A 21,468-nucleotide genomic window follows, 5' to 3' on the forward strand; every position below is an offset into this window, starting at 1 on the left:
CTCCATGTGGCGGACGGAGGTGATCATCCTGGTCCCTGCGGCACAGCACAGCAAAACGCCCACACCAAAGGCGCGGGCAGGGAATTCCGAACCACGACAGCTGACGCAGACGCTACACGCCCGCACACCGCGTCACCACAGGAAACGATCACGCCACACACGAGACCGTGCGTGCGGTGCCCGCCGACGCTGACGGGCACGCTCATCTCATGCTGCTGCCGTCGGGTTCGCCGATTCGGCGGCGCGGCGGTATTCGGCGTTGAGGTGCTGGGCTTCCTCGAGCTGGTCTTCAAGGATGACGATCCGGCAGGCGGCCTCGACGGGGGTGCCGTGGTCGACGAGTTCCCGGGCGCGGGCGGCAACGCGCAGCTGGTAGCGGGAGTAGCGGCGGTGTCCGCCCGCGGAGCGCAGCGGGGTGATGAGGCGGTGTTCGCCGATGGCCCGGAGGAAGCCCTGTGTGGTGCCGAGCATTTCGGCGGCCCGGCCCATGGTGTACGCGGGGTAGTCGTCGTCATCGAGACGGCCGAACGTGTCGTCTGCTGTCATTGCACCTCTCTGTGGAACGCGTGGAGGGGCCCTGGTGCCGTACGGCACCAGGGCCCCGAAGGAACTACTACACCATCTGCCGGCCCTGATACTGCACCGGCCTTCTGTTTCCGCAAACCCGACCGAGACGCTGTCGGGGGCGCGGGGATCGCGGTTGCCTGACCGGAGACCACCTCACTATCGATGTCCTGCGGTACCCGGGGCCAAAAATTCCGCCCGGGCGATCCTGATGGCGCTCGGCTCCTCCGTTCTTCCCTCTTGATCAACTACTCACTTTCGGAAACTGTGAACTGCTGGTGGCCTCGAACAGCGCCACTCTTCGGCAGCCAGCCCCGCCGCCCGTCCTGCGTCTGCTCTGGCTTGGAACCCCACTGCCGAACCTCCCGGTGCGCGCGCCCGCAGCCGACGCCTTCACCGAGGTACTGCTCACTGACTTCACTGCTGGGTACTGCGAACCTTCACTTGCTGGTACTGCCACTGCGGTACTGCTCATGGCGGCCCCTGATCACTGCGGGCCACCCGGTCCGGTCGTCAGCCCCGTCACCGTCCTGCAACCGCTCTGGCTTCGGAACTCCACCACCGCACCGTCCTGCGAACTGCAACTGCGTACTGCTGCCCGGCAGTTCATCTCTGCCGGGCCTCTCTTGATCTCGGCTACGAGAGAAACCATAACCACACCGCCGACGAATGTCTACTTCGGCTGGCATAGATTTCTGTGCACCCGACGATGAGGCACGGGCAGGGGCATGGACTATTCAGAGACCGTGGTGACCCTGATGATCACGGTGATGGCCAGCGCCGCAGCCGTCCGTTCCACCACAGCCGTTGCCGACGCACGCGATACCGCACGGGCCTTCCTCGAAGGTTTGCAGCAGCCGGCCGTGGCCCCTGACGCGGCGGACACTGTGGTCTTGGTCGTGTCCGAGCTCGTCACCCATGCCCTGCGCCACGGCGGGGCCGCTGCACACTGGAACTGACTGCGCACCCCGACACCATCGAGGTCGCGTTCACGATCCCAGCCGGCATGTGCCGCGCATGCGCACGCCTGACCTGAACGGCGGCACCGGGGGCTACGGCCGGCCCATAGTCACCCGCCTCGCGCGCGCCACGGCGGAAACCCGCCGGGCCTCCGGCGGCAAGACCGTGAGCGCCTTCCTTGCCCGGTAGCGTCACCGCTCAGGCAGCCGGATGGCCGGCGAATATGGTCCGCCTCATGTCGCAGCCTGACGAGCTGCTCGCTGACGTCGGCGCCCCGGTGGAGTCCGACCAGAGCAATCAGAGTCCCTGACCGTGGTCACCAGTAGCGCTGTCATCACCGGTCGATTGACTCTCTCCCAGCCACGTGAAGGCAGAGGGTGTCGGATGTGCTGACGGATTCCGCCCGCTTGGACGAGTCGCCGCCTTCTTCGACACCCCAGCGAAGAAGGACGGGCCGCCCACGCGTCTGCACTTCCATGTCGCCCGGATCCTGCAGGGCACCCTGGAGGTCCGGAGACGGGTGGAGGTACCGGGTTGCGATCGAGGACGTCAGCGCCTGGACCGTGGGCGACTTCAGCCGTTCCGGCCACTGAGCGACGGCGACGGGAACCCGCTGCACGCAGTGTGGGCCCGACCGGCGTACCGGTCGGGCCCACACTGCTGCTCAGATGTCGGCTCGTGCCTGTCTACCCGGTCAGACCGTCACGGGGGTGCCGAGCATCGCGGAGGCGTGCTGCATCGGGCTGAGAATGCCCAGGGGCGCTGCCTTGGGAACGGCGCGGCAGGTGAAGCCGAGCTGAGCCATGGCCCGCAGGACTTCGGCGGCGCTGAAATCACGACGGTCCTGGCGGGTGATGACCTGGCCGACCTGCTTGACGGGGTAGTGGCGGCGGCCGATGATCACCGATTCTCCGGTGACCGGTTCGGGCTTGATGCCCTTCATCGATTCCAGCACTCCGCCCTTGGTGAGCTCGAAGGGGAAGCGGGCGATGACGCAGCGCATGTGGCCTCACAGAGAGAAGAGGGGAGAACGGTCCGACCAGGGGCGAGGTGTTTCAGCGGGAGAGGGCAAGGATGCCCAGGGCGCTGCCTTGCTCGTCGACCACCGGCAGGACACCGAGCCGACGGGTGCGCATCGCGTGCTCGGCTTCGGCCATCGTGGTCACGGGTGAGGCGAACGAACCGTGGTCGCCGAGGATGTCGCGCAGGCGGACCCGGTCCGTGTAGTCGGAGCTGTCACGGACCGCGGCGAGTTCGGTACTGGTGACCAGGCCGGTGCACTGGCCGTCCTGGTCGCAGACGACCAGTCGGCCTGTGCGTGCGGCGGCCATGACGGCCAGCGCCACCTCCACGCTCATGTCGTCACAGACCTGCGGTCCGGCCGCGTCCATGACCTCGACCGCCGTCCTGTGCGCGGGGTCGGTGTCCGCCGGGCGGGGCTGCGTCTGAACCAGCGTCAAAGGGTGCCTCCTGCAGAGATGGGCCGGCTTCCTGATCACGAAAGTTCTAGGCCACCGTGCCGAAGCCGGACTGGCGTACGGGGGTGCGCCTGGTCGCCGAGGCGGGGCGGCGGCGGCCTCGGGAGGTGGCGCCGCGCTTGGGGCGTTCGACCACCGGTGCGGTGATGACGACCGGGATGCCGGACGGGGCCTGAGCTCCGGTGATCCGGCTCAGGGCCTCGTCGCCCGAGCGGATCTGGGTGGTCTGCGGCCGGATTCCGGCGTCCGACATCAGACGGACCATGCCTCGGCGCTGGTTCGGTGTGACCAGGGTGACGACGCTGCCGGACTCGCCGGCGCGGGCGGTACGGCCGCCGCGGTGGAGGTAGTCCTTGTGGTCGGTCGGCGGATCGACGTTGACGACCAGGTCGAGGTTGTCGACGTGGATGCCGCGCGCCGCGACGTTGGTCGCCACCAGCACGGTGACGTGACCCGTCTTGAACTGCGCCAGCGTGCGGGTGCGCTGCGGCTGCGACTTGCCGCCGTGCAGCGCGGCGGCCCGCACCCCGCTGTTGAGCAGGTCCTGGGTCAGCCGGTCCACGGCGTGCTTGGTGTCCAGGAACATGATCACGCGGCCGTCACGGGCCGCGATCTCGGTCGTGGCGGCGTGCTTGTCGGCACCGTGGACGTGCAGGACGTGGTGCTCCATCGTCGTGACCGCACCGGCCGACGGGTCGACCGAGTGAACCACTGGGTCCGTCAGATAGCGGCGTACCAGAAGGTCGACGTTGCGGTCCAGGGTGGCGGAGAACAGCATCCGCTGCCCCTCCGAGCGTACCTGATCGAGCAGCGCGGTGACCTGGGGCATGAAGCCCATGTCGGCCATCTGGTCGGCCTCGTCCAGCACGGTGACGCCCACGTGGTTCAGCCGGCATTCGCCGCGGTCGATGAGGTCCTTGAGCCGGCCCGGGGTCGCGACGACGACCTCGGCCCCGCCGCGCAGCGCACTGGCCTGCCTGCCGATCGACATGCCGCCCACCACCGTGGCCAGCCGCAGCCGCACGGAGCGGGCGTACGGGGTCAGCGCGTCCGTCACCTGCTGCGCCAGCTCACGCGTCGGTACGAGGATCAGCCCCAGCGGCTGGCGGGGCTCGGCACGCTGTCCGGCGGTGCGGGCGAGCAGGGCGAGACCGAAGGCGAGGGTCTTGCCGGAACCGGTGCGCCCACGGCCCAGCACGTCACGGCCCGCCAGGGAGTTCGGCAGCGTCGCTCCCTGGATCGGGAACGGTGCGGTCACCCCCTGCCTGCCGAGTTCGGCCAGCAGCTGCTCGGGCATGTCGAGATCGGCGAAGCCCTCAACGGCGGGCAGTGCGGGGGTGATCGTCCTGGGCAGCGCGAACTCACCTTGCACTGCGGCGGGCCGACGGCCGTAGCCGCCGGAGCGGACGGGCCCGCCGGTACGGCGCGGTGCCTGCGAGCTCGTGCGGCTGCCGCCCTTTCCGGCGTCGGCACGGCGGTCACGGGTGCGGGCGGGGCGGTCGTTCGTGTACGTGCGGTTCATGCGGAACCTTCCTCGATGTGGCACATATCAAGGAATTCCCGCTGCGATGAATGGCGCGGAGAATTACCAGTATGGACCGGCGACAAAAGAAAGCAGATCTGGCCGACGGAAATATCCGTGGGCACAGGTGCTGAAATGGATGACGCAATGGGGACTTTGCGATCCGGACGTCGGCTGCGGTGCAGCGCTTCAGGATGCGTCCGCTTCCTGAGGGAGGAACCGCTTGGATGGTACTGCGGATTCCTCCGGGGCGTCCCGCGGTGAAAGCCGCTGCGGGATACGCGTGCAGCTGGGGCCCGCACCCCGAAGGATGCGGGCCCCAGCTACGGATTGCGCGTGAGCGTCAGGCCGGAACGATGTTCTCGGCCGTCGGGCCCTTCTGGCCCTGCGCGATGTCGAAGGTTACCTTCTGACCCTCGAGCAGCTCACGGAAGCCCTGCGCGGCAATGTTCGAGTAGTGGGCGAACACGTCGGCGCCGCCGCCGTCCTGCTCGATGAAGCCGAAGCCCTTTTCCGCATTGAACCACTTCACGGTACCAGCAGCCATGTCATATCTCCTTTGGGGCAGTGCCTCGGCGTCCGCACCGCGCGGACGCCGTGTCGCCGCGATGATCACCCCGCCCGGAAATGACCGGAAATACAAAAGCGCTCCCGCCCGGCAGAAAGCTGGTGGGGGCACTTGAAGTTTCGGGAACCACAACTGCAACCGAGATAGACAGTAGCACGCCGGAGCGGCCCGCGTGCGGTGGATAATTCCACTCTGCTCTTCGCGGCAAAAACTCCCGCTGCCCGGCCCCCCAAAATCTGACCCCTCGGGAACAGATATTGATTCACTCGGAGTTCAACGTCTCAGCAGGGTTGCCGACCGGCACGCTGCGCGACGGCCGGGAAAAGCCGCTGCCGCCCAGGAAACACAGCCGCGAGCCGTGGCCGGTGGTGGCAAGCTGGCCCGACCATGAGCCGAGGCTTTCCGCGCCCACTGCCGACCACGGCTGGTCAGCCTCTCGGGCTCTTCGGCAGCCTCGGCTGGTGAAGAGGCCCATCCCACATGTGTGATTTTCGCTGTCGTACTGAGGGTGCCTGGCTGTCGCGGCAGGGGGAGGTGTACAGGAAGCCTTGCCTCTGTATGGAGACCAGTGATGACGACCTCTCGCGTGCCGCGGTCCTCGCTTGACGGCATACCTGACGGCGCCGTGATCGCCCTCCTGGATCAGGAGAACGTGCAGTTGCGGCACGCCGTCGATCCCACGCGACGGTGGACCAGGCCATCGGTGTCCTCACCGCGAACCACCAACTCGCACCGGCCGTCGGGTTCGAGGTGCTGCGTGAGGTGTCCCAGCACACCCATACCAAGCTGCAGACGGTGGCCGAGACGGTGATCGCCTGGACGCTGGGGCAGCCGCTGCCGGAACGGCGGGCAGGAGCTGTACGCGGCCGTGCAGCGGTGCTCACGCCGGCGGGATGCCCCAGGCGCGGAAGCCGGGTGGGACGCGGTGGCCGGGCACGGCGCGGGTCAGGCGGTCAGGGCCTGATCGACGGTGGGATGGCAGCCGATGACCTCGTCCAGGCCGACGATTTCAAGAAGCCGTAGCACCGATTCCTGGGCGCCTGCGATACGCAGCCATCCCTGATCGTCACTCGCGGCCTGGTGTGCGGCGACGAAGACGTTGATGCCGCTGGAGTCCATGAAGGTCACGCCGCTGAGGTCCACCACGGTCCGCAGGGGCGCCGCGCCGTCGTAGGACATGAGGGCCTCGCTGAGCGTGTCCTTGACGGCGTGGTCGATCTCGCCATGCACGGTGACCACCCGGATGCCGTCGATGGCGGTGTGGCCGATCGACAGGTGGCCGGGCCGGGCTGCTCCGTGGGTGTCTGTCACCGTTTCCTCGACTGTTCTCGCTGATGGAACCTCAAGACCCCGGCGCGAACGCCGGTAACCTGCCTCGATGCTACGGCGAACACGTGTGCGACCCGTTATGCGGTTCTCACGGGGCATGTGAGGCATAGTGCCGGGTACGCGCAGGACGTGTGAAGGGGGAACAAGGGTGGACCCGGCTGAATCAGTCCCCGACGGGGAGGGCAGCGTAATGCCGGACGTCCCTCAGATACAGGACACCGTCGCGCTGGACGGTGACGGGCACGTGATCGCTGAGGCACGCCACCGGGCAGTGGACTTCCTCACCCGTGTCCAGGCGGAGCACGGCCTGCCGGTGTCCGCTCGCGCGATGGACCTGACCCAGCTGGTGGTAAGCGAGCTGGTCACCAACGCCCGCAAGTACGCCCCTGGCCCCGTGCTGATGGAACAGCGCATCATCGGCGCCGTCGTGGAAGTGGTCGTGTGGGACAGCGATCCCGTTCTGCCAGTGGCGCGGGCCTCCGATGCGGGCAGAGTCGGACAGCACGGACTGAAAATCGTCATGGCCGTCGCCCAGGGCTTCGAGGCCCAGCGGAAGCCGGTCGGCAAACGCATCACTGCCCGCATCGCCCTACCTGACGACCCCGGCGGTGACACCACCGGACGCCGCCCCCAGTAACAGCCTGCGCTCACGGTCGACCTCACCGCCTTCCCCGACGATCTGCCGTGAAGCGGGGCGCTACATGCCGGCGTCCGGGGTGAGCGCCGCCGACTGGCACCGTCGCGAGCGACGCCGACTTCGCCCCGCATCCGCACACTGCCGGCGCCCAGTGCGTCGGGCGGGCCGGTCCCTAGCTGCCCTTGCCGCCCCGTGGCAGAACCGCTTCGGTGAATACCACCAGGCCACAGCCATCAGGCGTTTCGGTGACGGTGTGTCCGAGCTGGATCAGCAGCCCTGCTACTGCGGTCTGCACGATTACTCTCATGCTGTCGTTGGTTGCTGCCCGGCCTGCCTGGTCACGGGCGAGCGCGGTGAACCCGTCCGAGGCCGTCCAGCTGACCAGAGCGTCGGCGGACACCTCAGTCACCCACAGCCCCGGAACCCCGCTGTCCGCGTCACCCAGCACCTGAAAGCCGGCCTGGACCAGGCAAGAGCTCACCCGGGACACGAGTTCAGCCGGGGCGCACGACACGCCGACCGCCTGCCCACGAGAAGGGCGATCATGCCACCGAACTGCACAGGCGCCTGTTCGGACGGCGGGCAGGACGCGGCGGCCCCCGGACGACGGCAACCGTCGGGTGAGCCACCGGGTGGCCCGGCCGTTACATGCTCACGGCTCCCGTCCTACGAACAGGGAGGGGAGCCGTCCGGGTGTGTTTGGAGGGAACAGGCAGTGCCGCAGGCGCCCCCAAAGGCATTGAGCTTTGCAGAGGTGAAGGCTGCAACCTGATTGGGCGCGAAGAGTTCCCGGGTCGGATTCTGCGCGTCGGCCGTAAGACGCGTGTCGTCACCGCGTCCTTGCTTCGGGTGCTCGAGAGAGGAGAGCCGAGTGCAACGGTGCTTACGGCGGACACTGAAACGCACCTACGCGGAAGCCCCGCCGGGCCGCGCCTGCGGGGCTTCTCGTCGCCCTCCGCTCTCACACGCCTATCACCGACTGGGTCGACTCCACCGGACCGGAATGCCCTGACCTGGCATTACGCGCTCATCTTGGACTGGCCTGGACGCCCACGGACGGTCTCTACAACCTGTGCCATGTGGTACCCAGTGAGGGACCCAGGATCAGAACCGGAGCGTCTCCCGGCCCGTCAAAGCGGTATTGCAGGGTGTTGGGTGGTGTCTCGCTCACGCCCCAGACCCTCTCACGTCTCACGGACGCCCCTGTAACGCGGGGGTGCGGGCAACCGGTCTGACCAGGTTGAAGACCTCGCGGGCGGCATACCGCTCGGGGCATCGGATGATTTCACGTCGGGTCTTGCCCTCCTGCGTGCGGCGTTCGTAGTACGCCTGGGTGCGTGGGTCGTGGCGCAGCCGGGTGAACACGATGCGGTGCAGGGCGGCGTTGGCCCGACGGTCGCCGCCGTGGTTGAGCCGGCGCGTGCGCCACCGGCCGGAGGAGTACTCGATGGGGCTGACTCCGCAAAGGGCGGCAAAGGACGCCTCGGTGTTCAGGCGCTCGGGGTTGTCCCCCATGGTGATCAGGAGAGTGACGGCGCTGTCCACGCTGCTGCTCGTCCTGCGTTCCGTGGTCCCCGGTGTCCTCGCCGAAGTGCTCGTCGGCGGGGTCATGCTGTGGTTCGGCCTCTGCTGGTACGTGCTGCCGCTGCGCCTGCGCCGCCGCGCCGCCCGGCGCTCCCCCACCGACGACGCGTAGGCGCCCGGGGCGCGAGGCGGGCAGGGCGTCGTGACCGGATGCCGGAGCAACGGGCGACACGGTCCGCCTCAGGTGCGCGGCCTGAAGGCCAGCGGGTTGCGCTGATTCCCATGGTGCATGACGATCCCGGCATCAGCGGGCCGGTCCTGTCTGAAAGAAGCGGACTTGACGTCCACTCAGGGGCTTGGCGACTGAGTCCTGATTCCCCCGGTAAGGGCCCGTCGGCCCTTACCGGTGCGCCGGGTGGGTGTGGTTGCCAGGACTGTCGCGGGGCCGGGCCTGCCGCCGTCACCAGGGGAGTGCGCCGGCGCGGTCGGTCACCGTGCCGGTGGGCGTGCCGGGCCCCAGGGTGGCGATACGCACCGCCGCCTCCGCGCCCTCCTCGACGCTCTGCCCGATGTGGCCGGTGAACTCGGTCGCGGTCTGGCCGGGGTCCACCGCGTTGAAGCGGACGTCGGGGATCGTCCTGGCGTACTGCATGGTCAGCATGGTGACCGCGCTCTTCGACGAGCCGTAGGCGGCGAGCGGATACTGCGACTCGACCCGCTCCGGGTCGTGGGTCAGCGTGAACGACCCCAGACCGCTGGTGACGTTGACGACGGACGGGGCAGTTGCCTTACGCAGCAGGGGCAGGAACGCGTGCGTGACGCGCACCAGGCCGAAGACGTTGGTTTCGTGGACGTGGCGGATCTGGTCGGCCGTCATGTCCTCGGGTGCGGTCACTTCGCCGAGGATCCCGGCGTTGTTGACGAGAATGTCCAGGTGGCCCACCCGAGCGCGCAGCGTCTCGACCGCCGCGCCGACCGACGCGTCGTCGGTCACGTCCAGCTGGACGAAGCCGGCGCCTAGCCGGTCGGCGGCCTTGCGTCAGTTCCCGGCGTCCCGGGCTCCGATCCAGACCGTCTGGCCCGCCTGGACGAGTCGGCGCGCGAGCTCGTGGCCGAGGCCCCTGTTGCCGCCGGTGATCAATGTGGTGGTCACGTCGTGTCTCTCCTGTGCGTGTCGTCAAAGCGGGTGCTCCCGGAAAGCGGTCACCGGGAGCACCCGAGGGATCGGTTCCGCGGCGGTGTGCTCCGTCGGCGTCGACCCCGACGTCGGCGGGCGCCCTGCTCTAGTGGGCGGGGCGGAACGGACGCAGCAGGCGAATGCCGTCCTCGATGGATCCGTCGATCAGTTCGAGCATCTGCGGGACGAGTTCCCGCATCCGGGGCGCGGCGAGGTGTGCGTCGAGGTGGGCGCGTGTCTCCCAGCGTTCGTAGATGACGAACTCGCCGGGTCGGCCCTCGACTTCGTAAGACTCGTAGTCGATGTTGCCGGGGTCGTTGCGCGAGGGGGTGACGGCGGCGGTGATGAACGCCTTGAGGTCGTCCTCCCTGCCCGCCTTCGCCTTCGCGTCCCAGACGACGGTCACGTAGCCGGTGGGTGTTGCGGTCATGGTGATTCCTTCTCTGTTCCGTGTCGTGTTCCGTGCTGACGGGCTGTGTGCCGGTACCGGGCCGGTGTCAGCTCTTGATGAAGTCGAGGAGGTCCGCGTTGACGGTGTCGGCGTTGACGGTGCACATGCCGTGCGACAGGCCCGGGTAGACCTTCAGGTCCGCGTGCTCGACCAATGTGACCGCCGACCGGGCGGAGTTGGTGATCGGGACGATCTGGTCGTCGTCGCCGTGCAGGAGGAGCGTGGGCACGTCGATCGCCCGGAGGTCGTCGGTGAAGTCCGTCTCCGAGAACGCTCTGATCCCCTCGTGGTGCGCCTGCGCGCTGCCGGCCATCCCCTGGCGCCACCAGTTCTGGATGATGCCCTGGGAGACGTCCGCGCCCGGACGGTTGAACCCGTAGAACGGCCCGGAGGCGATGTCGAGGTAGAACTGGGAGCGGTCGGTGGCCACGCCCTCGCGGAAGCCGTCGAAGACCTCCACCGGCAGCCCTGCGGGGTTGGATTTCGTTCGGACCATGAGCGGCGGGACCGCTGCGATGAGGACGGTCTTGGCAACCCGGCCGGCACCGTGCCTGGCGACGTACCGGGCGACCTCTCCGCCACCGGCGCAGTGGCCGACGTGGACGACGTCGCGCAGGCCGAGGTGGGCCACCACGGCGGCGGCGTCCGCCGCGTAGCGGTCCATGTCGTGCCCGTGGCCGACCTGGGCGGAGCGCCCGTGCCCGCGGCGGTCGTGGGCGACGACGCGGTAGCCCCGCCGGACGAGGAACAGCAACTGGGCGTCCCAGTCGTCCGAGCTCAGCGGCCAGCCGTGGTGGAACATGACCGGTCGGCCCGAACCCCAGTCCTTGTAGAAGATCTCGACTCCGTCGCCGGTGGTGACGAACGGCATGGTCCGCTCCTCGTGGTCTCGCCCGGGTACCGGGCGGATTCGATGTCTCCACGAGAATGGCTCGGCCGCCGTGCCGACAGCCTCCGTCAGCTGACGGACATCCGGCCGACGGCTCGCTCACGTCAGTACCGGGGCAGTGCTGAGACCCGACCGGTGGCTCTCACAGCCGGGTGGCCGGAGGCTCGGGAGGCAGCGCCTCCAGAGCGTCGCGGAGCCCGGCCCGCGACGTGATCCCCAGCTTCGGGAACACACGGTAGAGATGCGACGACACGGTCCGCGGCGAAAGGAACAGACGCGACGCGATCTGCGGGTTCGACAGCCCCGTCGCCGCCAGCCTGGCGACCTCCAGCTCCTGCGGGGTGAGGGCATCGCCGGCCTTGCCCCGGCCGGTCCGCGTCATCCCGGTGGCGCGGAGCTCCGCCTCGGCCCGGGCCTCCCACGAACGGGCCCCGAGCTCCTCGAAGCGGCCGCAGGCGGCGGCCAGCTGCACCCGGGCCTCGCGGTTGAGCCCCTGACGGCGCAACCTCTCGCCGTACGCCAGCTGAGCACGGCCGACCTCGAAGGGCCACTGCTCGACGCCCGGCAGCCCGAGTGCCTCCTCGAAGCACCGGACCATGTCCTCGGCAGCCGATGTCATCGCCGTGACCGTGGCCGCGCTCAGCGCGAACCGCGACGAGAGGTGACCGACACCGGCGTCGCGCAGCGCGTCCGCGTGCCGTCGCGCCTCCGCGTGCCGCCCGGAGCGCACGGCGGCCTCGACGAGGTCCGGCGCGGACCACACGGCCTCGGGGTTGAACGCCGGCAGCACACCCGGGGCGCAGATCGCCGTGGCGTGCCGGAACGCCGTCTCGAAGTCGGCGGCGCCGAGGGCCGCCCGGGCCGCCGCCTGGTGGGCGCAGTTCTCCAGCCGCCGCAGGCCCCTGGGACCCGACCACCCCCAGATGTCCTCGCAGTGCTCCCGGCACGCGTCGAGGGCGCCGCGCTGGGCCGCGGCCATCGCAGCGACGTAATGCCCCACCTGGGCGAACAGGTGGTACCCCGTCTCCTCGGACAGTGCGATGAGCTCGTCCGCGGCGCCGGCCGACGCCTGCCACCGGCCGGCGTACAGGTCGTCCAGGGCGACGAACATCAGGGCCGGCATGCTCGATCCCACCGCGCCGCCGTCGCGTATGACCCGGGACACGGCCTCGCGACAGCCCGGAAGCCGGTCGAGGTACGAGGCGGTCAGGGCGGTGCGGATGACCACGTCGGCGTCACTCTGGTCCCTCAGCCGCGCGATCTCCTCGTCCAGGCGGCGCAGCATGCCGTCGGTGACGGAGCCGAGGTCGTGGTGGACGCGCCCCAGCGACGCCGCGGCGGCGGGCGCCGCCTCGGGGAACCGGGCGAGCACGTCGACCAGAGGCTGCCAGTGCTCGGGCCGGCCCGAGTACTGGCTGACGAGGGTGAGGGTGAACAGCGCGGTCTCCAGCTCCTCATGCGGCGGTCCGGGCATCACCGGGGCCTGCTCGACCGCCTCCATCAGGAGCGCATGGGCCGTATCGGCGTCGCCTTCCGTGACGAGCACCAGGAAGCCGGCCGTCGCGGCCGCCGAGAGCGACCGGGCCGCCGGATTGCCCTCGACCTCACGCATGATCTCGTGGCTGACCTCCAGATGGCCTGTGACCCAGGCGGCGGCATAGGCGGCCTGCGACAGGCGGCGCCTGCGGTCCGCTCGGTCGGTGCTCAGCTCGGCCGCGCGCCGCAGTCTCGCGATCGCGCCGTCGGCGTCACCGCGCCGCAGGCTGCTCCGGGCCGCCGACTCCACCACGGCGGCGACCGCCTCGTCGGGCGCCGTCGTGGCTCTCGCGAGGTGATCACCGCGCCGCTCGGGCTGGCCGGCCAGCGCGTCGGCCAGCCGGCGGTGGGCGCCGCGCCGCTGTTCACCGGTGGAACCGTCGACCACCGCGGACCTGACCAGCGGATGCCTGAAGCGCACCGCGCGGCCGTTCTCCGTGACCATGACCAGGTGGTCACGCTCCGCGGGAGCGAGTTCCTCAAGGCTGCCCGGCCCGCCGGCCGCCTCGAGGACGCCGATGTCGCCGGAGCCCTCAAGAGCCGCGAGCAGCAGTACCTCGCGCGTTCCCCGCGGCAGTCGTCCGACGCGGGCGCCGTACAGAGCGCGGACATCCCGCCCCGGGCCGCTCGCCCACCCCGTCCCTTGGCCGTGTCGGTCGCCGGACACCCCGGTGGACCCGGCGAACTCGAGCAGCGCCAGGGGATTTCCCTGCGCCTCGTGGGCCACGGTCGAAAGAACCCGGCGGGGAAGGTGCGCAAAGCGTCGGGACAGCAGCCTCAGGGCGTCCGCGTCACCCAGCGGCACGACCTCGAGCTCCGGCAGACCGGTGGACCGGAAGGATTCGCCGGACTCCGCCCGCTGCGCTCCGAGCAGCCCGATGCGGCGGCCCCCCAGTCTTCTGGCGACGAAACCCACCGCGGCTCGGCTCGCCTGGTCGACGACATGAAGGTCATCGACCACGAGGAGCAACGGCCGCTCCTTCGCGGCCTCGTCGAACAGGGACAGTGCCGCGTTCAGGACGGCGATCCGGCTCGGCGCGGGACCGACGCCGAGACCGAGGGCGACCTCGAGGGCCTCCCGCATGGAACGCGGCAGACGACCGAGCTCGTCCGGCAGCGAGCCGACGAGCTGATGGAGCCCCGCGAAGCTGATGTCCGTCTCGTACTCGACACCGCTGCCGCGGACGACCCGCGCTCCCTTCGCCACCGCCAGCTCGGCGGTCGCGTCCAGGAGTGCCGTCTTCCCCACGCCCGGATCACCGGTGAGCAGCAGAACAGCTCCGTCCATCCCGGCCATGTCCAGGAACGCCGCAAGCTCGGCGAGCTCGCCCTCCCGGCCGACCAGCCCGGTCGGGCCGACGCCCACGCCTGTCCCTGACTTCGCCCACATCCGCCGCGTCCCTCGTCCTGCCTCGCGAAGCAGTCGACACACTAGCCACGCACCTGACCAGGAAGTATTGCACCCACCGGCAAACGGGGCCTGAAGCCATCCGCTTCGCCGACACCCGCAGCTCCCGAACGAAGATCACGCAGAACACCCGTCGGGCGCTGCGGCCCCACCGCAACGACAGCACCAAGGGCGCGCGGATCATCGTGCCGGTCTTCCTCCCGCCCGGCAAAGACCGGCCGACACGGTCGCCTCCGCCGGCTACCGCCCCCTCGTCGCCGTCCTCCGGAGGCCTGCGCAGTCATGATGAGAATCGTCGAGCAGCTCGCCTCCCGCGCCCACACCAGCGGACAGCGCACGATCCACGTCCGACGCGACGAAGACGGACGGATCATCGGCGCCGGCACCGGCGGCAAGGACGACGGCGAAGACCAGGAACACTACGACGCCGACACCGACGCCGCTGCCGAGTCCGCTCGCGAGGTTGCGGAAGGTGGCCATCACTCGGGGGCGTTCCCGGCGTGGATCTTCGAGGCGTCTTCGGCGAGTGCGGTGTCCCTGACGTTGTGCTGGCCGTAGGCGTACCGGAGAAAGTCGCCCCGGGCCTCGCCGTGCAGGCTGGTGCCCGGTTCGCCGAGCAGGCGTGGGCACCGACTCGGCGGTGCCCACGGCGCGTACGGTCGCGTGGGTCACCGCGTCCGCGCCCCGCCGTGAGGACGTTGTCCAGGGCCGGCGGGTTCGCGGTGCCGAGCGGGTGCGTCCCCGTCGTCGGCGTGAACAACGTGTCGCCGTCATCGAGCAGGTGCACCGGGCGCACGGCACGGGCGCCGTCGTACGCCGTGCGGACCAGGTTCCCGCGGCGGCGGGGGTTCCCTCACAGAACTGGCACCGCGACGCCTTCCTCGCCCATCCCGCGCTCCGGGCTCGCCCCGAGCGCCGTCAGCGTCACCCCGGCTGCCACCGCCAGCGCCGCCACCAGCCCCGCCGCGAGCACCGCCCAGTGACCCAGGAACGTACAGACGACCACCAGCAGCGCCGTGGCCGGCAGCACCGACTGCTGGGCGATCCCCACCTTGTAGAAGCGCGAGTGCAGTGCCCACACCGTGAGGAGGAACAGCGCTGTCGGCAGCGTCACCGCTGCCGACGCCGACAGCGCCGAAAGGTGCGTCCTGCCCACCGCCTGCTCCACCGCCACCTCCAGGCCGGCCCCGATCGCGGCACCCGAGACGAAGATCAGGTAATGGCCGTAGCCCCAGAGGAAGGACTGCCGGTTGGACCGGAGGTGCCCGTGGATGGGGACCGCGAAGTAGACCCACCAGGCGGCGAAGATGATCAGCAGTCCGCCGGCGGCGATGGGCAGCAACTCACCCAGGGCCTCGTGCTCGTCGATCCCCGACTTCACGGCGACGGTGGCCGCCGCGATGGTCTCGCCGAGCACGATGAGCGTGAGCAGCCCGTACCGTTCGGCGATGTGGTGGGGGTGCCAGGACGTGGGGTGGGCCCGCTCCGCATACAGCGGTACGGCCATCTCCAGCAGCGCCATCACCAGGAAGACCCACGGGCGGCCGGCCTCCGGCAGGGCCAGTAGCCCCAGCCAGCCGATCTGGCACAGCCCGATGGCGTACCGTAGCGCCATCGTCCGCTCGGGGCCCTGGCTCGACCGCGCCACGCGCAGCCACTGCGCCGTCATGGCGAGCCGCATGATCACATAGCCGAGGATGACGACCAGGTACGCGTGTTCCTCGAACACCTGGGAGACGCCTGCCGTCAGGACGAGCACGCCGGCTATCTGGATCAGCGTGACGATCCGGTACAGCACGTCGTCGTTGTCGTAAGCCGAGGAGAACCACGTGAAGTTCATCCACGCCCACCAGATGGCGAAGAAGATCATCAAGTAGTTGAGGATCCCCTCGCCCGTGTGTCCCTCGACTACGGCGTGCACCAACTGGGCGCCTGCCTGGGCTATGGCCACGATGAAGCACAGGTCGAAGAAGAGCTCCAGTGAGGAGACGCCGCGGCGGGTCTCGTCGCGGCCTCGCGCCGTGAGCCTGCGCAGTGGTCTGTGGTGTGCGGGCGCCGCGGAGCACACCGGCGGCGGAGCCGGGCTGCTTGTCATCTGGTGAGCCAAGCTCCGAAATGCCGCTGCAGTCGGGGATTGATCTGCCAGACCATCGCTGCTGCCGCCGCCGGGACGAGGACAGCGAGTCGCACCGGCAGGTACAGATCCTCCAGAACAGGGTTCGTGGCCAGGCCCAGCAGGACGATGGTGGGGTAGATACCGCACACGGTGAGGAGCCACAGCTTCCAACGCCGGACGGCGGCCGGAACGGTGGGGCCGGGCCGGGGTTCGGCGTTCGCGAAGGCGTTCCGGCTCTGCTCCCGGAGCGTGGGCCGGATGCCTGTCACTGCCGGTGGGCTTGGCAGTCCAGGATCGTCGGCACCGTAGGCGTCAGAAACAGTTCTCTCGTTCATGGACCACTCCACATCGAAATGCTGCGTATCGTTTTGGTTCCATCGGCTCCTGGGCGACCGAGGCGATGTTGCCGCTGCGTGATGGGCTGCCCGAGCACAACAGCGGCAGCAGTCGCCGGGTGGGCGGCACAGGGCTCGGATGGCTCACCGCCGGCCGCTGCTGGTATCCGTCTGCCGGCATGCTCCGGATGGTGCCGTTCCAGGTGAAGCCACACCCGCGTTGTTGACCAGCACGTCGAGGCGACCGTGCCGTGCCGCCACTTCGGCCGCGGGTCGCTGAGTCTCGGCCGGAGCGGACAGGTCGGCGATGTATTGCCCGGCCCCGAAACGTTGCGCGACCGGCACCGGTCGCTGCGGGTTACGACCGTGCAGAAGCAACTGGTGCCTGGCTTCCGCAAGCTCCTCAGCCAGAGCGAGACCAGGAGCGTTCGTCGCTCCGGTGATCAGAATCGAGGCCATGGTGCACCCTTCCTGTGCAGGAGGGCTGCCCGGCGCCCAGGTGGGCGCTGGGCCAGGTCATGATCTGATCAGTGAGCGGACTGGGTGTGGTCCTGCTCCACGTACACCTTGAGGGCCTGGAACTCCTCGATCGCTCGCGGGCCGCACAGGTAGCCGTAACCGCTTCCCTTGACGCCGCCCTCCTCGAAGTCCTCGCTGATGGCTCCCCAGGTGTTGATCCATACCGTGCCGGTGCGGATGCGCCGGGCGATCCGGCGGGCCTTCATCGAGTCCGAGCTGAACACCGAGGCGGCCAGGCCGTAGATGGTGGCGTTCGCCTTGGTCACGGCGTCGTCCTCGTCGTCGAAGATCTCGAACGTCTGGACCGGACCGAAGACCTCTTCCTGCACGATCCGGACGTCGGTGCGGTCCACCTCGATCAGGCTCGGCCGGTAGAACGCGCCGGCGGCCAGCGGGCCGTCGGTGACCACACCGCCGCGCAGCAGCACCGTGCCGTACGAGGCGGCTTCCTCGACGATCGCGTCCACCCGCTGGGCGGACGCCCGGTCGATCACCGGGCCGAGCTGGGCCTTCTCGTCGTCGCCCGAGCCGAGCCGCACCTGTGCGAGCGCGGCGGTGAGCCGAGTGCGCACCTGGTCGGCGATGTCCCGGTGAACCAGTACACGGGAGCCGGTGCAGCAGAACTGCCCGTTCATCAGCACCAGCGACTGCACAACAGTCGGGATCACCATGTCCAGATCGGCGTCGGGAAAGATCACCATCGGCGCCTTGCCGCCCAGTTCCAGACCGAGCCGCTTGAGCGTGGTGGAGGCCGCGGCCGCGATACGGCGCCCGACCGGCGTACTGCCGGTGTAGTTGATCACGTCGACCTTGTCCGAGGAGACCAGGAACGGGGCCCCGGTGTTGCCGGACTCGGTGAACACGCTGACCACGCCCGCCGGGATCTCCGGGACCGAGGCCAGGACCTGCGCGAAAAGCTCATTGGTCAGCGCCGTCTGAGCCGGAAGCTTGACCACGACGGTGCAGCCGGCGGCCAGCGCCGGGCCCAGTGCCCGCACGGTCAGCATGATGGGGGAATTCCAGGGAGAAATGATCCCGGCGACACCGAGCGGCTCGGGCACCGAGTGGGTGTACTGGCCGGGTGCCGTCTCGGCGGCGCGCCCGGCGGTCTGGGTGCGCACAGAGGCCGCCGCGTACCGCAGCCACCCGACCGCACCGCTGACCTCCCACGTGGTCTCACCCAGCAGCTTGCCGTTCTCCCGGGACAGCATGGCCGCGACCTCGGGTACCCGGGCCTCGAGGGCGTCGGCCAGCCGGCTGAGCGCGGTCGCCCGGAGCGAGGGAGTGCGCGCCCATTCGGTGGTCGCGAACGCGGTGGCGGCGGCGTCCACGGCGGCCGAGGCCTCTGCCTCGCCACCGTCGTAGAACGAGCCGACGACGGTGCCGTCGGCCGGGCTGACCGATTCCAGAACCGAGCCGGAGCCGGTCCACTGTCCGTTGATCCAGTGCTGCGCGATGGTGTTCATGGTCCGCTCCTCGTGGTCTCGCCCGGGTACCGGGCGGATTCGATGTCTCCACGAGAATGGCTCGGCCACCGTGCCGACAGCCTCCGTCAGCTGACGGACATCCGGCCGACGGCTCGCTCACGTCAGTACCGGGGCAGTGCTGAGACCCGACCGGTGGCTCTCAGTGGACGTTGAGTCCGCTTCCGGTGGCGGCCTCGTCCGGGTTGAGTGAGGAAGCCTTGGCGGGTGAGGTGTCCGAGGCGGCTGCGGGTGATGTCGACGGATGCCTCGCCGGTGGGCATGCCGAGGCGTTCGTGCAGTTCACGGGCTCGGAACTCTTGACCGGGGGTCGGCCGCCGTGCTTGCCCTTGCGGGCCGCGGTGTCGAGCCCCTCCAGCGTCGACTCCGGGATGTTCTCCCGTTCGGTCTCCGCCATCGCCGCGAAGAACGCGAACAGCAGCTTGCCGGGGCCGGTGGGGCCGTGGATGCCGGGCAGGGGCCCGGCGAGCATCTCCAGGACCGGGCCGTGGGCGGTGAGGTGGTCGGCGAGCGCGGTGAGTTCGGCGGCGTCGCGGCCGAGCCGCTTCATCTCGTACACGGTAAAGATGACGCGGCAGTGCGGGGCGTGGACCTTGACCTCCCGCGCCGTACGAGCGCCTCCTCGAACTGGGCCCTCCGCGGACGCGGGTGCTGATCTTCTCGCTGAAGATCTTGTCCCTCGGGATGCCGTGGCCCGCAAGGCGTCGAGCTGGGCGTCGTCCTGCCCAAGGGCGGAGCAAGGGGCGCGGGTGGTGCCGTCTCTTACGCCGGCCTCCGCGCCGGTTCTCGTGATCGTCACGGACTCATGGCAGGGCGAGCCCTCCGCGGTCCGCGCACGCGTGGAACTCGTCCACGGTCAGCGTCGGATGCGCGGGGCTTGGCGGCATGGGGAAGAGCAGTCCGGCCCCGCGTACCTCGATGATCTTTGAGGTGGGGTCTCGTCGCAACCGTGTGTCTCGTGGAGGCGGGCCCGGAGAACGTCACTCGATATGGGTCGTTGCCCTGCCTGCCGGCCAGGACTGCTGATACTCGATGAGTCGGCCTGCCGGGTCGTGCCGGCGGTTGGGTGCGAACAACAATTTTGTTCAAGAAGCAGCGCCGGGTATGCGGCCCGAAGAAGGGAGTGTCTTGTCGCATACTCGGCGCTGACCGGCAGAGTTACGCCGTCGTGGCTGCTGTCTCGGTGGCTTCGACTGCGGACTTGAAGTCAGGGTGGACCCCCATTTGATCAAGCCACACGCTCATCAAGTTGTAGCAATTGAACCTTTCGATCTTTCCGTCACGGAGGTACCAGAGGTCCGCCGCCGGCACGTCGATCCGGTTCCCGGTCGGTGGGATCTCGCCGACCGGAGTCGGAAACCCTCCGAGATGCGTGCCCTGGATTCGCAACTCGACGGCGACGACATCACCGAACGCATGTACCTCGAGCAGCTCACGGTGTACATCGGGGAAGGAGCGGGCGAGGCCCGCGATCACCTGAGGAATCTGCTCTCCGCGGAAACTCTGCGAGGTCGACATGTCGTTGAACGACCCGTCCTCGGTGAACAAGGCCAAGAAACCGTCACCGTCGAGAACGTCCCCTTCCGCGAGCCGGTAAGCCTCGCGAATGGTCTTTTCGTTACTTTCCATTCCTGTTCTCCTTTGAGTTCGCAACACGCTCACGGTCCGCGCTTGTCTTTGATCGACCCTTCCCGGCTGTCGTAACAATAGTTGTTACGGCGGATTGTCGCAACCTTCACTGTTGCGACTGCACTGTCGTAACATGGAGCGTTGCGACCGGAGGAGGGATCATGAGCGCCAACAGCAGGCTGACCATCGCCGCCCACGCGCTGGCCTGGATCGGTCTCTACCAGCGCCAGGGCCACGAGGTCGCCACCTCCGAGCAGATCGCGACCAGCGCGAACACCAACCCCGTGGTGATCAGACGACTGCTCGGCGAACTGCGCGGGGCCGGCCTCGTGGAGTCCCGGCGGGGCGCGGGCGCGGGCTGGTCGCTGGCACGCGAGCTGGAGTCGATCACCCTGCTCGACGTGTACGAGGCAGTGGAACCCGGCCCGCTGTTCGCGATGCACCGCACCACCCCGGACCAGGGATGCGTGGTGGGTCACGGCATCCAGCCGGCAATGCGGGGCATCTACCAGGACATCGAGGAGACCCTGAGACACGAACTGGCCCGCGTCACGCTCGAGACCGTACTCCGGGACGTACTCGCGGCACCTCGCCAGCCTCTCTGATCAGCTGGGCGACCCCGTGCGAACCGTGGGGTTCGGCGTGGGTTCTGCCCACCGGGGCGGAGTGACGTGAGCGTGTGCCGCCGCACGAACTCCACCACCTGCTCCGGCACGTCCTCCAGCGCCGAAAAACACCCCATGCGCTGATACGACTTCAGCATCAGCAACAAGGCCAGCAGATACTCATCCCCGTCCGTCGCCCCGGCCGCCCACTCCAGCTCGTCAGGAGTCGGCGAGAAGAACAGATGCAGCTCATGCGCGGTGATCAGCCGCTTGAACCGCGGATACGCGGTCCGCTCGATCGAGGTCACACCCCCCAGCGGACTGCCCCCGACGACCCGAACGACGGGGAGTCCGAAGTGCGTCGAACTCGGTTCCCCGTAGTAACGTCCCCCGCCCGGCTCGACCGCGGCTCCGCGCCATCCCGTCAGGCCGCCGATTCCGACGAGGGCGATCCGCTGGGTCAGTTCTTCGGCGGCTTCGGCGTACAGGTCGGCGAGGGCGTCGCAGCCCTGCCGGCGCAGCATGGATCCGGCGCGGTGGAGGCGGTAGGCGGGGCGGACGGGGAGGTACTTGTGGACGAAGGCGCTGGCGCCGCCGTTCTCGCCGGTGAACGCGTCGTGCGGGTCCTCGGCGCGGACGAAGGGCGACTTGAAGACGTCGACGAACGCATCCCCGAAGATGCCCGCTTCTTGCCCTCCTGGGCGCGGCGTTCGTAGTACGCCTGGGTGCGCGGGTCG

At 69.2% G+C, this 21,468-nt stretch carries 23 protein-coding genes and 4 pseudogenes; 8 read left to right on the forward strand and 19 right to left on the reverse strand.

Annotated features, from left to right (window positions below; all coding sequences use genetic code 11):
* Positions 1-207: 207 nt before the first annotated feature.
* The gene (locus tag ACF1DX_RS09135; protein ID WP_391790552.1) at positions 208-546 is read right to left on the reverse strand and encodes a MerR family transcriptional regulator; all 339 of its coding nucleotides are present in this window, start codon (positions 544-546) and stop codon (positions 208-210) included.
* 776 nt (positions 547-1,322) lie between these two features.
* Here ACF1DX_RS09135 and ACF1DX_RS09140 point away from each other — a divergent pair.
* A pseudogene (locus ACF1DX_RS09140) lies at positions 1,323-1,713 on the forward strand (ATP-binding protein).
* A 46-nt stretch (positions 1,714-1,759) separates the two neighbouring features.
* A pseudogene (locus ACF1DX_RS09145) lies at positions 1,760-2,117 on the forward strand (hypothetical protein).
* 101 nt (positions 2,118-2,218) lie between these two features.
* Here ACF1DX_RS09145 and ACF1DX_RS09150 read toward each other — a convergent pair.
* The 4 genes from ACF1DX_RS09150 to ACF1DX_RS09165 all read right to left on the reverse strand — a co-directional run bounded on the left by ACF1DX_RS09150 (position 2,219) and on the right by ACF1DX_RS09165 (position 5,071).
* A complete protein-coding gene (locus ACF1DX_RS09150) occupies positions 2,219-2,527 on the reverse strand; it encodes an SCO5918 family protein (protein ID WP_234545261.1) in 309 nt (102 codons plus the stop codon).
* 52 nt (positions 2,528-2,579) lie between these two features.
* A complete protein-coding gene (locus tag ACF1DX_RS09155) occupies positions 2,580-2,984 on the reverse strand; it encodes a CBS domain-containing protein (RefSeq protein ID WP_391790553.1) in 405 nt (134 codons plus the stop codon).
* A 46-nt stretch (positions 2,985-3,030) separates the two neighbouring features.
* Positions 3,031-4,524 carry a DEAD/DEAH box helicase gene (locus ACF1DX_RS09160; protein ID WP_391790554.1) on the reverse strand — a complete coding sequence of 498 codons (1,494 nt, stop codon included), beginning with the start codon at positions 4,522-4,524 and terminating at the stop codon, positions 3,031-3,033.
* A gap of 343 nt (positions 4,525-4,867) precedes the next feature.
* Positions 4,868-5,071: a cold-shock protein gene (locus ACF1DX_RS09165; protein WP_023586116.1), complete on the reverse strand. Its 204-nt coding sequence runs from the start codon at positions 5,069-5,071 to the stop codon at positions 4,868-4,870.
* 708 nt (positions 5,072-5,779) lie between these two features.
* Here ACF1DX_RS09165 and ACF1DX_RS09170 point away from each other — a divergent pair.
* Entirely contained in the window at positions 5,780-6,115 is a 336-nt protein-coding gene (locus tag ACF1DX_RS09170) for an ANTAR domain-containing protein (RefSeq protein WP_391790555.1), read from the forward strand.
* Here ACF1DX_RS09170 and ACF1DX_RS09175 read toward each other — a convergent pair.
* Positions 6,038-6,403 carry an STAS domain-containing protein gene (locus ACF1DX_RS09175; protein ID WP_391790556.1) on the reverse strand — a complete coding sequence of 122 codons (366 nt, stop codon included), beginning with the start codon at positions 6,401-6,403 and terminating at the stop codon, positions 6,038-6,040. The two genes, ACF1DX_RS09170 and ACF1DX_RS09175, sit on opposite strands and share 78 nt — an antisense overlap.
* Before the next feature lie 208 nt (positions 6,404-6,611).
* Between ACF1DX_RS09175 and ACF1DX_RS09180 the strand changes: the two genes are divergently transcribed.
* On the forward strand, positions 6,612-7,058 hold the full coding sequence (locus ACF1DX_RS09180; RefSeq protein WP_391790557.1) for an ATP-binding protein: 447 nt from the start codon (positions 6,612-6,614) through the stop codon (positions 7,056-7,058).
* Between the two features lie 172 nt (positions 7,059-7,230).
* On the opposite strand, the gene ACF1DX_RS09185 is transcribed toward ACF1DX_RS09180, so the two are convergent.
* Both ACF1DX_RS09185 and ACF1DX_RS09190 read right to left on the reverse strand, forming a co-directional pair.
* Positions 7,231-7,539, reverse strand: coding sequence for a hypothetical protein (locus tag ACF1DX_RS09185; RefSeq protein ID WP_391790558.1), 309 nt, complete (start codon positions 7,537-7,539; stop codon positions 7,231-7,233).
* 710 nt (positions 7,540-8,249) lie between these two features.
* Positions 8,250-8,573, reverse strand: a complete 324-nt coding sequence (locus ACF1DX_RS09190) for a transposase (RefSeq protein ID WP_391790559.1) — start codon at positions 8,571-8,573, stop codon at positions 8,250-8,252.
* Here ACF1DX_RS09190 and ACF1DX_RS09195 point away from each other — a divergent pair.
* The gene (locus ACF1DX_RS09195) at positions 8,572-8,754 is read left to right on the forward strand and encodes a hypothetical protein (RefSeq protein ID WP_391791199.1); all 183 of its coding nucleotides are present in this window, start codon (positions 8,572-8,574) and stop codon (positions 8,752-8,754) included. The genes ACF1DX_RS09190 and ACF1DX_RS09195 overlap by 2 nt on opposite strands.
* A gap of 288 nt (positions 8,755-9,042) precedes the next feature.
* On the opposite strand, the pseudogene ACF1DX_RS09200 reads toward ACF1DX_RS09195, so the two are convergent.
* From ACF1DX_RS09200 to ACF1DX_RS09215, 4 genes and pseudogenes are all read right to left on the reverse strand, one after another.
* Positions 9,043-9,735: pseudogene (locus ACF1DX_RS09200) on the reverse strand (SDR family NAD(P)-dependent oxidoreductase).
* Positions 9,736-9,865: 130 nt separating this feature from the next.
* Complete coding sequence (locus tag ACF1DX_RS09205) at positions 9,866-10,189, reverse strand: putative quinol monooxygenase (protein WP_266404983.1); 324 nt, start codon at positions 10,187-10,189, stop codon at positions 9,866-9,868.
* 67 nt (positions 10,190-10,256) lie between these two features.
* Positions 10,257-11,081 carry an alpha/beta fold hydrolase gene (locus tag ACF1DX_RS09210; protein ID WP_391790560.1) on the reverse strand — a complete coding sequence of 275 codons (825 nt, stop codon included), beginning with the start codon at positions 11,079-11,081 and terminating at the stop codon, positions 10,257-10,259.
* 160 nt (positions 11,082-11,241) lie between these two features.
* Positions 11,242-14,001 (reverse strand): AAA family ATPase, encoded by a 2,760-nt coding sequence (locus tag ACF1DX_RS09215; RefSeq protein WP_391790561.1) that lies wholly within the window; start codon positions 13,999-14,001, stop codon positions 11,242-11,244.
* 104 nt (positions 14,002-14,105) lie between these two features.
* Here ACF1DX_RS09215 and ACF1DX_RS09220 point away from each other — a divergent pair.
* Positions 14,106-14,499: pseudogene (locus tag ACF1DX_RS09220) on the forward strand (helicase); the annotation flags it as partial.
* A 397-nt stretch (positions 14,500-14,896) separates the two neighbouring features.
* Here ACF1DX_RS09220 and ACF1DX_RS09225 read toward each other — a convergent pair.
* The 6 genes from ACF1DX_RS09225 to ACF1DX_RS09250 all read right to left on the reverse strand — a co-directional run bounded on the left by ACF1DX_RS09225 (position 14,897) and on the right by ACF1DX_RS09250 (position 20,126).
* Positions 14,897-16,138: a low temperature requirement protein A gene (locus ACF1DX_RS09225; protein WP_391790562.1), complete on the reverse strand. Its 1,242-nt coding sequence runs from the start codon at positions 16,136-16,138 to the stop codon at positions 14,897-14,899.
* The gene (locus tag ACF1DX_RS09230) at positions 16,135-16,428 is read right to left on the reverse strand and encodes a hypothetical protein (RefSeq protein WP_391790563.1); all 294 of its coding nucleotides are present in this window, start codon (positions 16,426-16,428) and stop codon (positions 16,135-16,137) included. The genes ACF1DX_RS09225 and ACF1DX_RS09230 overlap by 4 nt, the downstream gene beginning before the upstream one ends.
* Positions 16,429-16,638: 210 nt before the next feature.
* Positions 16,639-16,953: an SDR family NAD(P)-dependent oxidoreductase gene (locus tag ACF1DX_RS09235; RefSeq protein WP_391790564.1), complete on the reverse strand. Its 315-nt coding sequence runs from the start codon at positions 16,951-16,953 to the stop codon at positions 16,639-16,641.
* A 68-nt stretch (positions 16,954-17,021) separates the two neighbouring features.
* Positions 17,022-18,479 carry an aldehyde dehydrogenase family protein gene (locus ACF1DX_RS09240; protein WP_391790565.1) on the reverse strand — a complete coding sequence of 486 codons (1,458 nt, stop codon included), beginning with the start codon at positions 18,477-18,479 and terminating at the stop codon, positions 17,022-17,024.
* A 160-nt stretch (positions 18,480-18,639) separates the two neighbouring features.
* The gene (locus ACF1DX_RS09245; protein WP_391790566.1) at positions 18,640-19,296 is read right to left on the reverse strand and encodes a recombinase family protein; all 657 of its coding nucleotides are present in this window, start codon (positions 19,294-19,296) and stop codon (positions 18,640-18,642) included.
* Positions 19,297-19,655: 359 nt separating this feature from the next.
* Positions 19,656-20,126: a nuclear transport factor 2 family protein gene (locus ACF1DX_RS09250; protein WP_391790567.1), complete on the reverse strand. Its 471-nt coding sequence runs from the start codon at positions 20,124-20,126 to the stop codon at positions 19,656-19,658.
* A 161-nt stretch (positions 20,127-20,287) separates the two neighbouring features.
* Between ACF1DX_RS09250 and ACF1DX_RS09255 the strand changes: the two genes are divergently transcribed.
* Positions 20,288-20,731 carry an Rrf2 family transcriptional regulator gene (locus ACF1DX_RS09255; RefSeq protein ID WP_391790568.1) on the forward strand — a complete coding sequence of 148 codons (444 nt, stop codon included), beginning with the start codon at positions 20,288-20,290 and terminating at the stop codon, positions 20,729-20,731.
* On the opposite strand, the gene ACF1DX_RS09260 is transcribed toward ACF1DX_RS09255, so the two are convergent.
* Positions 20,632-21,039, reverse strand: coding sequence for a DUF4158 domain-containing protein (locus ACF1DX_RS09260; RefSeq protein ID WP_391791174.1), 408 nt, complete (start codon positions 21,037-21,039; stop codon positions 20,632-20,634). The two genes, ACF1DX_RS09255 and ACF1DX_RS09260, sit on opposite strands and share 100 nt — an antisense overlap.
* Between ACF1DX_RS09260 and ACF1DX_RS09265 the strand changes: the two genes are divergently transcribed.
* Complete coding sequence (locus tag ACF1DX_RS09265; protein ID WP_391791200.1) at positions 20,974-21,447, forward strand: hypothetical protein; 474 nt, start codon at positions 20,974-20,976, stop codon at positions 21,445-21,447. The two genes, ACF1DX_RS09260 and ACF1DX_RS09265, sit on opposite strands and share 66 nt — an antisense overlap.
* Positions 21,448-21,468 lie beyond the last annotated feature (21 nt).

The organism is Streptomyces sp. NPDC014676 (assembly GCF_043084105.1).
In the GTDB taxonomy this organism is placed as follows: Bacteria; Actinomycetota; Actinomycetes; order Streptomycetales; family Streptomycetaceae; genus Streptomyces.